Origin of the sequence: Streptomyces sp. NPDC001339 (assembly GCF_042895955.1) — a bacterium.
Classification (GTDB): Bacteria; Actinomycetota; Actinomycetes; order Streptomycetales; family Streptomycetaceae; genus Streptomyces.
Genome location: NZ_JBIAWT010000002.1, coordinates 272813 through 286758 on the forward strand (window position 1 = coordinate 272813; position 13946 = coordinate 286758).

Consider the following 13946-nt stretch of genomic DNA (forward strand, 5'->3'; position numbering starts at 1 on the left):
CGCGCGTGTCGCACGAGCGGTTGGAAGGAGCACTACCGATGGGCGAGGGGTACGCATGACCGACACCGGCCGGGTCCCGGGCGAGGGACAGCCGGAGAACGCAGGCGGACATCCCGGGCAGCCTCAGCAGGCGGCCGCCCAAGGGGGGACCCCCACCTCCGCCGCGGACGCCGGACCGACGGAACTGCCGGGCATGGTGCCTCCTCCGGGCGAATACCCCTACGTCGACGAGGCCGGTCAGGCTGATCAGGTCGATCAGGCCGATCAGACCGACGGTATCGCCGAGGACGACGATCTGCTGCTGATGCCGGGCGCTCAGGGCGCCTGGAGCGAGCAGCCCGCGCCGCAGCAGCCGCTTTCCCCGCCGCAGGAGACCCACCAGAGCCCGGCCCAGCAGCCCCGGCCCGGCGCGCAGTTCGAGACCCCGGAACCGGCCGCCGCCGTGGGCTTCGAGCCGATGCCCGCGCACACCGGTGACCACGAGAGCGGCGGCCGGGACTCCGGTTCCGTCGACCTCAGCGCGGTACGCATCCCCCAGCCCTCGTCACCGCAGCCGTCCGAGCGCGCCCGTGCCGCCGCGCCGTCCCCCGCGCGCCGTCCGCTGCACCTCGGCCCGCCCGTGCCCGACGCGACCGGCGGCGTCGTCCGTTCGCTCGCCGACCGCGGTCCCACTCCCACTCCCACGCCCACGCCTGAACGGAGCGCGGGGACCCCCGTCGTCTCGACGCAGACCTCCGCGCGGCCCGTCGGCCCGCCGACCGGCAACCCCGAATACTTCGACGCCCCGGCCGAGGCATCGGCGGACGCTCCGATGGGGACCGCGGCCGGAGCTCCGGCCGAAGGCGCCCAGGGCCCTGAGGCCATGACGCCGGGACAGCCCGCGATGTCGGGACAGTCCGCGACGCCGGAGCAGTCTGTGACGTCCGGATCGCACATGACGCCGGGACAGCCGGTGTCTTCTGGACAGCCGATGCCGGGTGCGCAGCCTCCCGCGGGCCGGCCGCACTCCACCGAGCAGCCTGCCGGGGACCCCGCGGCGGCCGCGCAGGTCTTCGCGACGTACGGCGAGCAGGCCTACGGCGGGCAGTTGTCCGCCGAGCAGGTCTATGGGGCCGCAGGCCAGGGCCCGTTGCCCGGACCGCAGCTCGGGGAGATCCCGTCGCAGCAGCCGGTGCGGGGTGCGGCCCCGGTCCAGGCGGCTCCGGCACCGGAACCCGCACCGGTGGGGGAGACGGAAGCGCCCGGCGAGTCGGACAGCGAGCCCGCCGGGGCGGTGGCACAGGACGGTGCCGAGCCCGTGGCAGCGGCGCAGGATCAGGAGTCCGTGAAGCAGGAGTCCGTGGCGCAGGACCAGGAGTCCGTGACGCAGGATCAGGACGCTGTGGTGCCGACGGCAGCGCGCCCGCCGGCGACACCGCAGCCGGCCGAGGACACGGCGCAGGCCGTCGCGGAGGCCGGGGAGGGGGGCGCCGCCGGTACCGCCACGGGTGAGGGGCAGTCCGCCGGTGTGCCCGAGGATGCGCCGGGCGAGGCGGTCGAGGCGGTGCCGGGCCCTCCGGTCCAGCCGGAGGCCACGGCTGCCGAGGCGCAGCCGGCCGCGGTGCCGGAGCCGGAAGCCACCCGGCCCGGCGAGGAGAAAGCCTCACCGGCCGGCGACAAGAGTGTGGAGAGTGCGGCCGTGGCGGAGGCGCCCCACGCCGAAGAGGTCGCCGCCGGGGCCCCCGCGGCAGAGCCCGTGGCCTCGCCGGCACCGGCCCCGGACGCGGCGTCGGCGCCGACCCCGGACGCGATCGCCGTACCGGAGCCCGCTGTGGATGCCCCGGCACCGGATGCCCCCGTCGACGAGGCCCGCGCGGCAGCCCAGGCCGAAGCGGAGGGACCGCAGCGGCAGCCTGCGACCCCGGCAGCAGAGCCGGTACCGGCCGAGCAGTCCGCCCCGACCGAGCAGCCAGGAGCCGAGCAGCCCGTACCGGCTGAGCAGCCAGGAGCCGAGCAGCCCGTCGCCGCGGCCACCGTTCCGGACGCCGCCGACGCACCCCCGGTACCGCAGGACCCGTCCGCCACCGGGCAGTCGCAGACGCAGCCCGCCCCGGCCGAGACCGTCGAGCCGCTGGCCGTCGAGCAGTTGCAACCCGCCGCTGAGCAGCCGCACCCCGCCGAGTCGGCCGCGTCGGTCACCGCCGACGACCGGCCGGGGACCGAGGCCACCGCCCCGGCACCCGTGGCCGCCCCGCAGGGCCCGGTCGCCATGCCCCCGGCGGAGAGCGCCGTGCCTCCGGCCGCGAGCGGTGTGCCCCCGGAGCAGGCCGTCATAGAGCCGTCCGTGCCGCAGCAGCCGTCCGCCGAGCAGCCGCAGCCCGACGCCGCAGCGGACGCCGGGGACGTCGCAGAGCCGGCGACACCTCCCGCTTGCGGGGGACAGTCCGCCGACGGGGCCGCGCCGGAGGCCACCCCCCAGGGCGCGGACACCCCGGCCGCACCACAGTCCACCGAGACCGGCGACGACACCCCTGCCCCGACCGCCGCCCCCGCTGCCGCACCGACCCCGGACACCGCGCCCGTCCCGCCCGCTGCGGACAGCACGACCCCTGCGGACAGCACGCCCCCTGCGGACGGCACGCCCGCCGAGCCGCAGCAGGACGCCACCACGCCCGAACCGGCGCCGACCGCCGGTCCCGCCCCGGCCGACGCCACCGCCGAACAGCCCGCCGAGGCGCAGACCGTCGCCATCCACATCCCGGCCCAGGCGGCCGGCGACCGGCCCGTAGCCGAGCCCGCCACGGGGCAGACCGGCCCGCCGGTCGCCCCCGCCGGCGAGGCAGCCCCGCAGCAGCAGGACGCCGCCGCACTCGTCCAGCTCGGCGAGGGCCACGAGGAGGACGAGCCGCAGGCCGAGGAGCCGCCGCGGTCCATGGACGGACCGCAGCTCGCGGAGGTGGCCGAGGCGGGCGACGCGGGCGAGGCCGCCGACGCGTCCGGCTTCCCGCTCGCCTCCCCGGCCACCGGGTACGACGACTCCGAGCGCGCCGCCGTGCACCGCGTGATGCGCGAGCGCCGCGACATCCGCAACGGCTTCCGCAGTGACCCGATCCCCCACGACGTACTGCTGCGCGTCCTGGAGGCGGCCCACACCGCCCCCAGCGTCGGCCACTCCCAGCCCTGGGACTTCGTCGTGATCCGCTCCGCCGAGACCCGCGAGAAGATGCACCAGCTCGCCACGGAGCAGCGCGACGCGTACGCCAAGTCGCTGCCCAAGGCGCGCGCCAAGCAGTTCCGTGAGCTGAAGATCGAGGCGATCCTCGAAACCCCGGTCAACATCGTCGTGACCGCCGACGCCACCCGCGGCGGCCGGCACACCCTCGGCCGGCACACCCAGCCGCAGATGGCCCCGTACTCCTCCGCGCTCGCCGTCGAGAACCTCTGGCTCGCCGCCCGCGCCGAAGGCCTGGGCGTCGGCTGGGTCAGCTTCTTCGACGAGCGGGAGATGGTCCGCGAACTGGGCCTGCCCGAGCACCTCGAAGTCGTCGCCTACCTGTGCGTCGGCTATGTCGACGAGTTCCCGGACGAGCCCGAGCTGCTGCAGGCCGGCTGGTCCAAGCGCCGCCCGCTGTCCTGGGTCGTCCACGAGGAGACCTACGGCCGCCGCGCGCTGCCCGGGGAGAGCCCGCACGACCTCCTCCAGGAGACCCTGCAGGGCATCCGCCCGCTGGACGCCAAGGCGCTCGGCGAGGCCTGGGAGCGGCAGAAGCGGATGACCAAGCCCGCCGGGGCGCTGGGCATGCTGGAGATCATCTCCGCGCAGCTGTGCGGACTGTCCCGCAAGTGCCCGCCGCCGATCCCGGAGCCCGCCGCCGTCGCGATCTTCGCAGGTGACCACGGCGTGCACGCCCAGGGTGTGACCCCCTGGTCCCAGGAGGTCACCGGCCAGATGGTCGCCAACTTCCTGGGCGGCGGCGCGGTCTGCAACGCCTTCGCCAACCAGGTCGGCGCCGAGGTGTGCGTCGTGGACGTGGGCGTGGCAGGCGAACTCCCCGCCACCCCCGGACTGCTGCCACGCAAGATCCGCCCCGGCACCGCCGACTTCACCACCGGCCCCGCGATGACCCAGGACGAGGTCCTCAAGGCCATCGAGGTGGGCATCGAGACCGCCCGCGACCTTGTGGCGGCCGGCAACAAGGCGCTGCTCACGGGCGAGATGGGTATCGCCAACACCACCACCTCCGCCGCGCTGATCGCCGTCTACACCGGCGCCGACCCGGTCGAGGTGACCGGCCGCGGCACGGGTATCAACGACGAGACCCACGCCCGTAAGGTCGAGGTGGTCCGCCGCGCCCTGGAGCTCCACCAGCCCGACCCGGCCGACCCGATCGGCGTGCTCGCCGCGGTCGGCGGCCTGGAGCACGCGGCCATGGCCGGTCTGATCCTCGGCGGCGCCTCGCTCCGTACGCCGGTGATCCTGGACGGGGTCAGCGCCGGCGCCGCCGCCCTGGTGGCCCGCGCCATCGCCCCCGAGGCACTGGCCGCCTGCATCGCCGGTCACCGCAGCGCCGAGCCCGGCCATGTCGCGGCGCTGAACAAGCTCGGCCTGCGCCCGCTCGTCGACCTCGATCTCCGCCTCGGCGAGGGCACCGGCGCCCTGCTCGCCCTCCCCGTCGTGCAGAGCGCCGCCCGCGCCATGCACGAGGTCGCCACCTTCGACTCCGCCGGAGTGACGGAGAAGAAGTGATGGAGAAGAAGTGACGGAGAAGAGCTGACCGGCGGCGGCCGGAGAAGGCCGCCCCGTATGCCCCCGGCCCGCAGCCCCATAGGCTGTGGGCCGGGGCCGTACCGCCATACGGGCCGTACCCCCTCGTCAGCCGCTCCGGAGCCGCAGCGACTGAGCCGGTCGTCGCCTCGCACCCACCGCCCTCGCACGCCCTCGCACCGTCCGCACAAGGAGCCGTACCGCCATGGCCGATCACGTCGCCGAACACCCCGCCTACCCCGTCGGACTGCGGCTGTCCGGGCGCCGGGTGGTCGTCCTGGGTGCCGGGCAGGTCGCCCAGCGCCGGCTCCCTTCGCTCGTCGCCGCCGGCGCCGACGTCCTGCTGATCTCGCCGTCCGCCACGCCGTCCGTCGAGGCGATGGCCGACGCCGGTGAGATCCGCTGGGAGCGCCGCCGCTACCGGGACGGTGACCTCGCCGAGGCCTGGTACGCGCTGATCTCCACCGACGACCCCGCGGCCAACGCCGCCGCGTCCCAGGAGGCCGAGGACCGCCGGGTGTGGTGCGTACGGGCCGACGACGCCGAGGCGGCCACCGCCTGGACCCCGGCCACCGGCCGCAGCGAGGGCGTCACCGTCGCCGTGCTCACCGGCCGGGACCCGCGCCGCTCCGCCGCCGTACGCGACGCCATCGTCGAGGGCCTCCGGGACGGCAGCATCGCCGCCCCGCACCACCGGCGTCCGCGTACTCCCGGCGTGGCGCTGGTCGGCGGCGGACCCGGCGACCCCGACCTGATCACCGTCCGCGGCCGCCGCCTCCTGGCCGAGGCGGACGTCGTCATCGCCGACCGGCTCGGCCCCCGCGACCTCCTCGCCGAACTCCCGCCGCACGTCGAGGTCATCGACGCCGCCAAGATCCCCTACGGCCGCTTCATGGCCCAGGAGGCGATCAACAACGCCCTGATCGCACACGCCAGGGCCGGCAAGGCCGTGGTCCGCCTCAAGGGCGGCGACCCGTTCGTCTTCGGCCGCGGCATGGAGGAGGCCCAGGCGCTCGCCGAGGCCGGCATCCCCTGCACGGTCGTCCCCGGCATCTCCAGCACCATCAGCGTTCCCGCCGCCGCGGGCATCCCCGTCACCCACCGCGGCGTCGCCCATGAATTCACCGTCATCAGCGGCCATGTCGCCCCCGACGACGACCGCTCCCTGGTCGACTGGCCGGCCCTGGCCAGGCTCCGTGGCACCCTCGTCGTCCTCATGGGCGTGGAGAACAGCGGCGCGATCGCCGCCGAGCTCATCGAGCACGGCCGCCCCGCCGACACCCCGGCCGCCGTCATCCAGGAGGGCACCACCGCCACCCAGCGCCGGGTCGACGCCACCCTCGCGACCCTCGGCGAGACCGTACGGAACGAAGGCGTCCGCCCGCCCGCGGTCATCGTCATCGGCGACGTGGTCGCGCTCTCCACCGCCCCCACCCCCAGGTAACCGGTCCCGCACGCGGCACGGGAACCCCGACACCGACAAGGCACGATCTCCCCGTGGCAGACATCATCACCATCGACGACCCGGACGACCCGCGGCTGGCCGACTACACCGGCCTCACCGACGTGGAACTCCGCCGCCGGCGCGAGCCCGCCGAAGGACTCTTCATCGCGGAGGGCGAGAAGGTCATCCGGCGCGCCCGCCACGCCGGTTACGAGATGCGTTCCATGCTCCTCTCCGCCAAGTGGATCGACGTCATGCGCGACGTCATCGACGAGGTCCCGGCGCCGGTCTACGCCGTCAGCCCGGCCCTCGCCGAGCGGGTGACGGGCTATCACGTCCACCGCGGCGCGCTCGCCTCCATGCAGCGCAAACCGCTGCCGGCGGTCACCGAGATCCTCGCCGGCGCCCGCCGTGTCGTGGTCATGGAGGCCGTCAACGACCACACCAACATCGGCGCGATCTTCCGGAGCGCGGCCGCCCTCGGCATGGACGCGGTGCTGCTCTCCCCGGACTGCGCCGATCCGCTCTACCGCCGCTCGGTGAAGGTCTCCATGGGCGCGGTGTTCTCCGTGCCGTACGCCCGCCTGGAGAGCTGGCCGCGCGACCTGGCCGCCGTACGGGAAGCGGGCTTCAAGCTGCTCGCGCTCACCCCTGCGGAACAGGCCACCCCCGTCGACCAGGCTGCCCCCCACACGCTGGAACGCGTCGCCCTCATGCTGGGCGCCGAAGGCGGCGGCCTCACCACCGGCGCCCTCCGTGCCGCCGACGAATGGATCCGTATTCCCATGGCCCACGGCGTCGACTCCCTCAACGTGGGTGCCGCCGCCGCGGTGGCCTTCTACGCGGCGACGACCGGCACGCGGTGACCGGCACGCGGTGACCGGCGGGCAGACGCGCTGAGCCGCGGAGGCCGCAGAAGCCCGCCGGTTTCCGACAGGCCTATGGCCCCTGCGTGTCCCCGTACGGAGCGGCCGGTGCGAGCGGGCCCTGCCGTTCCACCGCCTGTCCGCGGGCCGGTCCCTGTCCGCGGGCCGGCCCCTGGCAGCCCTGTGCCGCCGCGATGCCCAGCGCCACCAGCAGCGTCACCACGACGAAGACGATGACCCGCTGGCGGAGCAGCCGCCGGTCGGGGCCGGGCCGCCGGGCGCCCGGTGCCGGCCGCGCCGGGCCGCGCGAACCGTTTCGCCCGGTGGGCCGCGACGCCGGTGCCGGGTGCGGAGCGCGCCGCCCACCGGTGCGCGGGTACGGACGACGCTTCCCCGCACCCGGACCCGCACCCGTACCCGACGCCGGGCCGGCCGGCCGGGCCCCGGAGTCCCGGGGTGCCGGGGGACGGGACGGGTGCGGCCGCGGCGTGGACGTGCCCGCGGTCCGCCGCTCGGTGCGCTGGCGCGCGTACTCCTCGGCCCTGTGCCCGGTCGGCCGCTCCGCGGGACGGCGCTCGACGCGGCCCCAACCGGCCCCGGAACCGGCCCCGTTCTCCAGCGGCCCGCCCGACAGGCCGTGCACCTCACGGGCCGCGATCTCCTTGAGCCGCAGCGACAGCGACAGGGTGCTGGGGCGGTCCGCCGGGTCCTTGGACAGACACGTGGCGAGCAGCGGAGCGAGCGCGTCCGGCACCCCGGCGAGCTGTGCCTCCTCGTGGACCACCCGGTAGAGCATCACCTCCGAACTGCCCTGCCCGAAGGGGGAGTCCGCGGTGCAGGCGTACGCCAGGGTGGCGCCCAGCGCGAAGATGTCGGTCGCCGGTGTCACCGCGGCCCCGCGCACCTGCTCGGGCGCCAGGAAGCCCGGCGAGCCGACCGCCGTACCGACGTGCGTCAGCGTGCTGGCGCCGGTCGCCCAGGCGATACCGAAGTCGATGATCCGCGGGCCCTTGGGCGACAGCAGGATGTTGGACGGCTTGAGGTCACGGTGCACGACGCCCGCGTCATGGACGGCCAGCAGCCCCTCGGACAGCGCGGCGCCGATGGAGGCGACCTGCGCCGGGGACAGCGGCCCCTCGTCGTTGACCTTGTCGTGCAGCGAGGGCCCCGGTACGTACTGCGTGGCGAACCAGGGTCTGTCCGCGTCGAGGTCGGCCGCCACCAGCCGCGCCGTACAGCCGCCGCGGATCCGGCGGGCCGCCGAGACCTCGCGCGCGAACCGTGAGCGGAACTCCTGGTCCTCGGCCAGATCCGGCCGGATGACCTTCAGCGCCACCCGCTGCCCGCGCTTGTCCGAGCCGAGATAGACCACGCCCATCCCGCCGGCGCCGAGCCGGCGGTGCAGCCGGAACGTCCCGACGACACGCGGGTCCTCGCGTCGGAGCCGCATCATCGCCATGTCCGTCCCCTACCTGCGGTGGGGAGGCCCCTCCGCTGCCAACCGTCTGACGTGGCACAGCTTACGGATTGACGGCTCGCTGTGCTGAGAGGCCGCGCATGCGTCGGCGACCGGATGTCAGCGGCGGGTGCGATGCTCGAAACGCGGGCGGGAACCGGCCGTCGTACGGCCCGACTTCCCGGGGCCGGGCCCAATGTTCCGTGGCGGAAGGGGGATTGACGGAGCGGAAGATGGGGGCGTCCGGCGGGGCGAGGGCGGCGGGGGCCTGTCCCGGGCGGAGGAAAGGGGGAAATGGGGGCCGGCGGAACGCGTTGCGGGGGCGGGGCGGGTTCCGTGGGGGAGTGGTTGACGTGAGCGAGGTCACTTCGAGAGGCCGTGGAGGGGCGGCCGGGCGGCGGTATCTGGGGGATGTCCCCAGGTCTTCGGTGCCCTGTCTCCACCCAGGGGAGTAGACGGGACCGCTCCTCGTCATCCTCCTGGAGGCCGACCAATCGGTACGACGGCATGACGCCCGGCGCCCGCCGGATGCCTACTGTTGTTCTCAAGCGGCGGGCGCAGCACTCGTCCCCCGAGGTCAGACGTCCGCCGCGCCAAGACGACAGGAGCAGGACGATGGACCGGGTGCCAGGACGGACGGACCTTCGGCCGCGGGGGCGCCGGTTCGACTCGGCGTTCGGCGGCCGGCCGTCCTCGGGTACCCGCCATCCGCTGGTCGCGGTGGCCATGGTGCTGCCGCTGGCCCTCGTGCTCGCGGCGGTCTTCGGCGGCTTGGAAGCCGTCGCCACACAAGCGTCGTCCGTGGCCGGAATGCTGGGGCGCTGAACGGAGCCCCGGGCCCGGGAGAGCGGCCCGGGAGGGACCTCCGGCCGAACCCCGTGGGGACGGGGGTGCGGCGGACGGCACGAGAGGCCGGGCATCTGGGGAGATGCCCGGCCTTCGAGCTTTTCCGGCCTCCCGCAGGCTTTCCGCGCCCTCTCACGAGAAGCCGCGCAACGCGAGGAACCACGCAACGCCAGGAACCGCGCGACCCCAGGAACTGCGCAACTCCCCGGGAACCGCGGAAAGCCCGAGGGCCGGAGTGAATGACTCCGGCCCTCGGGCTTCAGTGTGGACGATACTGGGATTGAACCAGTGACCTCTTCCGTGTCAGGGAAGCGCTCTCCCGCTGAGCTAATCGTCCTCGGGACCGCGGGCCACAAGGACCCGCAGCTGCGTGCGCGATACTGGGATTGAACCAGTGACCTCTTCCGTGTCAGGGAAGCGCTCTCCCGCTGAGCTAATCGCGCGGGGATCCGGAAGAACCGGATCAGTGGACGATACTGGGATTGAACCAGTGACCTCTTCCGTGTCAGGGAAGCGCTCTCCCGCTGAGCTAATCGTCCTTGGAGGTGGAGACGGGATTTGAACCCGTGTAGACGGCTTTGCAGGCCGTTGCCTCGCCTCTCGGCCACTCCACCAGGAGTGCGGGGGTTCGGGAAGATCCCCCACTTCGAGCGGACGACGAGACTCGAACTCGCGACATCCACCTTGGCAAGGTGGTGCTCTACCAACTGAGCTACGTCCGCAGTGTCGCCCCCAGACTACGTCCGGAAGCTACCTGGCCTCCGGGGCGCTCCCGCGTCCCGGCGACGTGTTGAACTTTAGCGGATTCCGGGGCCAGTACAAAAACGCGTTTGTGCAGCGTGCTGCGCCGCTCGCTCGGCACAGGCGGCTCATGGGCCGCCGCCATAGACTCACTGACGTGCACGACTTCGCTCCTATGGCCCGCTTCGGCGGCCTGATAGCCACCGATCTGCGCGATGTGACGACCGATCCCGCGGCCCTGGATTCCACGGGCTGGTGGGCGGTGGCCGCCGACTTCGAGGGCTCGGTGGTCTGCGCCCGCTTCGGCGACGTACGTCCCGCCACCGCGGCGGACGCGTCCGCCCCCGACGGCTGGCGGGGCCCCGCGCGCGACGCCTGGACCAGCTCCCTGGACCGCGCCGCCTATACAGCCGGCGTACGGCGGGTCCGCGCGCACATCGCGGCGGGCGACGTGTACCAGGTGAATCTCTGCCGGGTGCTGACCGCGCCGCTGCCCGACCCCGCCCGCGCCGACGTGGATGCGCTCTCCGCGGTACTGGCGCACGGCAACCCGGCCCCGTACGCGGGCACGATCCGGCTGCCCGGCCAGGGCGTCGAGATCGCCAGCGCCTCCCCCGAACTCTTCCTGCGGCGCGACGGCCGCACCGTCTCGTCCGGCCCGATCAAGGGCACCGGCCGGACCGCGGCCGACCTCACGGAGAAGGACCGGGCGGAGAACGTGATGATCGTGGACCTGGTCCGCAACGACCTCGGCCGGGTCTGCGCCACCGGCACCGTCACCGTTCCGGCACTGTGCGCCGTCGAGGAGCACCCCGGCCTGGTCCACCTCGTCTCCACGGTGAGCGGGGAACTGGACCCGGCCAACGAGAAGAGCGCCTGGGCGGACCTGCTGGACGCCACCTTCCCGCCCGGCTCGGTCTCCGGTGCCCCCAAGTCCAGCGCGCTGCGGATCATCGACGAACTGGAGACCGCGCCCCGCGGCCCGTACTGCGGCGGCATCGGCTGGGTCGACGCCGACCGCCGCACCGGTGAGCTCAACGTCGGCATAAGGACGTTCTGGATCGACCGCACCCCGCCCGGGGGACCCGTCCTCCGCTTCGGCGCCGGCGCCGGGATCATCTGGGACTCCGATCCGGAGCGGGAGTGGGCGGAGACCGAGCTGAAGGCGAGCCGGCTGCTGGCGATAGCGTCGGAGCCGCACGAGGCGAGCGGAGGAGAGCGATGAAGATCTGGCTCGACGGGGCACTGCGGGACGCCGAGGGCGCCCGGGTCTCGGTCTTCGACCACGGCCTGACGGTCGGCGACGGGGTCTTCGAGACCGTCAAGGCCGACCACGGACGTGCCTTCGCCCTCACCCGCCACCTCGAGCGGCTGACCACCTCCGCCCGCGGCCTCGGCCTGCCCGCCCCCGACCTCGACGAGGTACGGCGCGGCTGCGCGGCCGTCCTCGACGCGAACCCGATGCCGCTCGGCCGGCTGCGGATCACCTACACCGGCGGCGTCTCCCCGCTCGGCTCGGACCGCGGCGAGACCGGACCCACGCTGGTCGTCGCGCTCTCCGGGACCGCGCGCCGCCCCGACACCACCGCCGCCGTCACCGTCCCCTGGACCCGTAACGAACGCGGTGCGCTCGCCGGCCTGAAGTCCACCTCGTACGGCGAGAACGTCGTCGCCCTGGCCCGGGCCCGTGAACAGGGCGCCTCCGAGGCGCTGTTCGGCAACACCGTGGGTGCGCTCTGCGAGGGCACCGGCTCCAATGTCTTCGTCGTCCTGGACGGCGAACTGCACACGCCGCCGCTGCACTCGGGCTGCCTGGCGGGCATCACCCGCGCGCTGACCCTCGCCTGGGCCGGCGCCAAGGAGACCGACCTGCCGCTGGACGCCCTGGAGCGGGCCGAGGAGATCTTCCTGACGTCCTCGCTGCGCGACATCCAGGCGGTGACCCGGATCGACGGCCGCCAACTGGCCGACGGCCCGGGCCCGGTGACCGCCGAAGCCATGCGGATCTTCGACGAGCGGGCCGCCGCCGACTTCGATCCGCGGTAGGAGAGCGGGAGAGTAGGAGAGCGGGAGGCCGGCGGTAGGAGATCCGCGGTGCCGTAGGAGGAGATCCGCGGCGGCGGTAGCGGAATCCGCGGTGAGGGGATCCGGGTCCGAGGCAAGGGGTCCGGGGTGATGACGGGCCCGCGCGGGGCGGGTACAAAGTCCTCGTGACCACTACGCTGCGCCCCGCCGGACCGGAAGAACGCCACGACGACGGCACCCGGGCCCGCCGGTACGACGTCTGTGTCAACAGCCGCCGGGTCGGCGGGGTCCGGCTGGCGACGGACGCCCAGTTCGGCGCGGCCGCCGGCCGGATCGCGGACCTGCGCATCGACCCCGCCGACCGGCGGCGCGGCCGTGCCACGGTCGCCGCGCTCGCCGCCGAGGAGGTCCTGCGCGGCTGGGGCTGCCGGCAGATCGAGCTGACCGTCCCGGCCGAGGCCGGGGCCGCCGTACGGCTCGCGGCCGCGCTGGGCTACATCGAGCGCGGCAGGACGCTGAGCAAGCCGCTGACCGAGGCGCCCCGGCTGCCCGAAGGCAGCAGGGACCGCCCGTTGAGCGCCGGGGAGTACCCGGCCTGGCGGGACGCGGCGGTCGCCGAGTACGTCCGGACGCAGGTGGCGCAGGGGACGTCCCGGGACCGCGCCGAGGAGGCCGCGCGGGCCGATCACCATGCGCTGCTGCCGGACGGCGCGGAGACACCGGGCCAGGTGCTGCGCCTCCTGGTGCACGGCGGTACGGACGTCGGCCACCTGTGGGTCGCCCTGGGCCGGCCCGGGCAGCCTGGCGGCTATGTCGTCGATGTGCGGGTGGCGCCGGACCACCGGGGGCGCGGGCACGGCCGCACCCTGATGCTGGTCGCCGAGCGGATCAGCCTCGCCGCGGGCGATGCCGTCCTTGGGCTGTACGTCTACGCGGACAACGCGCCGGCGCGGCGCCTGTACGACTCGCTGGGCTACCGGCCCGCCGCGTACCGGCTGTGGAAGCCGGTCCTCTGACCGCGCCGGGAGCGCCGCCGGCCCGATAGGTGTGACCGCGCCGGGGAGCGCCACCGGGCCCGCCACGTGACGGGCCCGCGCGGTCTCGGTCCTGGCGGTCTCAGTCCTGTTCGGGCGGTCTCAGCTCTGCTCGGCCAGCAGCCGGTCGGCGATCTCCTCGATCCTGGTGCGCAGGCCCTCCTGGCCCGTGCCGCCGTCGAGCCGCTCGTCGCCGATCACATACGTCGGGGTGCCGGTCACCCCGATCGCCTTGCCCTCGGCCTGGTCCGCGTCGACGACCAGCAGATGCCGCCCGTCGATCAGCGCGGTGTCCAGCTCCTCGGCGTCCAGACCCAGCTCCCCGGCGATCTCCAGCAGCAACTTCTCGCCGCGCTCGCCGAGCTCCTCGGCGCGCGCCAGCACCGCCTCGGCGTACGGCCAGCCCTGGCCCTGCTCGGCGGCCTCCTCGGCGGCCTGTGCGGCCGCGTAGGCGTGCTGGTGCTTGGGCAGGGGGAAGTGGCGCAGCCGGATCTCCAGCCGGTCGCCGTAGCGCTCCCGCAGCGCCCGCAGGTCCTCCAGGGCGGTGCGGCAGTCCGGGCACTGCAGTTCGCACCACACGTCCAGAACGGGGCGGACGGGAGGGGCGGGGGTGGTGGCGTCGTTCATGGGGCCAGTCTCCCAGCCCGCCACCGGCCGGCGCCCGGAGGTACCCCGACCTGCCACCCGAACCGGGACCCTGGGAGGATCCCGACCCTGACGCGACCCGGAGATGTCCCTGATCCCGCGCCGGAACGTGGCCTGCGCGGGGCCGGACAGGGCAGGATGGAAG

At 74.6% G+C, this 13946-nt stretch carries 9 protein-coding genes and 5 tRNA genes; 7 read left to right on the forward strand and 7 right to left on the reverse strand.

What is annotated here, in order from left to right; translation table 11 throughout:
- Window positions 1–55: 55 nt before the first annotated feature.
- The 3 genes from cobT to ACFY12_RS06440 all read left to right on the forward strand — a co-directional run bounded on the left by cobT (window position 56) and on the right by ACFY12_RS06440 (window position 7054).
- Entirely contained in the window at window positions 56–4726 is a 4671-nt protein-coding gene (gene cobT / locus ACFY12_RS06430) for a nicotinate-nucleotide--dimethylbenzimidazole phosphoribosyltransferase (protein WP_390714605.1), read from the forward strand.
- 223 nt (window positions 4727–4949) lie between these two features.
- Window positions 4950–6188, forward strand: coding sequence for a uroporphyrinogen-III C-methyltransferase (cobA, locus tag ACFY12_RS06435; protein WP_390714606.1), 1239 nt, complete (start codon window positions 4950–4952; stop codon window positions 6186–6188).
- Window positions 6189–6241: 53 nt separating this feature from the next.
- Window positions 6242–7054 carry a TrmH family RNA methyltransferase gene (locus ACFY12_RS06440; RefSeq protein WP_390714607.1) on the forward strand — a complete coding sequence of 271 codons (813 nt, stop codon included), beginning with the start codon at window positions 6242–6244 and terminating at the stop codon, window positions 7052–7054.
- A 73-nt stretch (window positions 7055–7127) separates the two neighbouring features.
- Here the strand turns inward: ACFY12_RS06440 and ACFY12_RS06445 are convergent, their stop codons facing one another.
- Window positions 7128–8513, reverse strand: coding sequence for a protein kinase (locus ACFY12_RS06445; protein WP_390714608.1), 1386 nt, complete (start codon window positions 8511–8513; stop codon window positions 7128–7130).
- Between the two features lie 612 nt (window positions 8514–9125).
- On the opposite strand from ACFY12_RS06445, the gene ACFY12_RS06450 reads away from it, so the two are divergent.
- On the forward strand, window positions 9126–9335 hold the full coding sequence (locus ACFY12_RS06450) for a hypothetical protein (RefSeq protein ID WP_390714609.1): 210 nt from the start codon (window positions 9126–9128) through the stop codon (window positions 9333–9335).
- 286 nt (window positions 9336–9621) lie between these two features.
- Here the strand turns inward: ACFY12_RS06450 and ACFY12_RS06455 are convergent.
- The 5 genes from ACFY12_RS06455 to ACFY12_RS06475 all read right to left on the reverse strand — a co-directional run bounded on the left by ACFY12_RS06455 (window position 9622) and on the right by ACFY12_RS06475 (window position 10078).
- Window positions 9622–9693 (reverse strand) — tRNA-Val (locus ACFY12_RS06455).
- A 34-nt stretch (window positions 9694–9727) separates the two neighbouring features.
- A tRNA-Val gene (locus ACFY12_RS06460) sits at window positions 9728–9799 on the reverse strand.
- A 24-nt stretch (window positions 9800–9823) separates the two neighbouring features.
- Window positions 9824–9895, reverse strand: a tRNA-Val gene (locus tag ACFY12_RS06465).
- A gap of 1 nt (window position 9896) precedes the next feature.
- Window positions 9897–9970: transfer RNA gene (locus ACFY12_RS06470), tRNA-Cys, on the reverse strand.
- A 35-nt stretch (window positions 9971–10005) separates the two neighbouring features.
- Window positions 10006–10078: transfer RNA gene (locus ACFY12_RS06475), tRNA-Gly, on the reverse strand.
- A gap of 176 nt (window positions 10079–10254) precedes the next feature.
- Here ACFY12_RS06475 and ACFY12_RS06480 point away from each other — a divergent pair.
- From ACFY12_RS06480 to ACFY12_RS06490, 3 genes are all read left to right on the forward strand, one after another.
- Window positions 10255–11322, forward strand: coding sequence for a chorismate-binding protein (locus ACFY12_RS06480; protein ID WP_390714610.1), 1068 nt, complete (start codon window positions 10255–10257; stop codon window positions 11320–11322).
- A complete protein-coding gene (locus ACFY12_RS06485) occupies window positions 11319–12143 on the forward strand; it encodes an aminotransferase class IV (RefSeq protein ID WP_390714611.1) in 825 nt (274 codons plus the stop codon). The genes ACFY12_RS06480 and ACFY12_RS06485 overlap by 4 nt, the downstream gene beginning before the upstream one ends.
- Window positions 12144–12307: 164 nt before the next feature.
- Window positions 12308–13138: a GNAT family N-acetyltransferase gene (locus tag ACFY12_RS06490; RefSeq protein ID WP_390714612.1), complete on the forward strand. Its 831-nt coding sequence runs from the start codon at window positions 12308–12310 to the stop codon at window positions 13136–13138.
- Between the two features lie 120 nt (window positions 13139–13258).
- Here the strand turns inward: ACFY12_RS06490 and ACFY12_RS06495 are convergent, their stop codons facing one another.
- A complete protein-coding gene (locus tag ACFY12_RS06495; protein WP_390714613.1) occupies window positions 13259–13783 on the reverse strand; it encodes a DsbA family protein in 525 nt (174 codons plus the stop codon).
- Between the last annotated feature and the right edge of the window lie 163 nt (window positions 13784–13946).

Coding starts and splice junctions, on each gene's coding strand:
- cobT (WP_390714605.1), top strand. CDS start 56: ATGACCGACACCGGCCGGGTCCCGGGCGAGGGACAGCCGGAGAACGCA.
- cobA (WP_390714606.1), top strand. CDS start 4,950: ATGGCCGATCACGTCGCCGAACACCCCGCCTACCCCGTCGGACTGCGG.
- ACFY12_RS06445 (WP_390714608.1), bottom strand. CDS start 8,513: ATGGCGATGATGCGGCTCCGACGCGAGGACCCGCGTGTCGTCGGGACG.
- ACFY12_RS06450 (WP_390714609.1), top strand. CDS start 9,126: ATGGACCGGGTGCCAGGACGGACGGACCTTCGGCCGCGGGGGCGCCGG.
- ACFY12_RS06485 (WP_390714611.1), top strand. CDS start 11,319: ATGAAGATCTGGCTCGACGGGGCACTGCGGGACGCCGAGGGCGCCCGG.
- ACFY12_RS06495 (WP_390714613.1), bottom strand. CDS start 13,783: ATGAACGACGCCACCACCCCCGCCCCTCCCGTCCGCCCCGTTCTGGAC.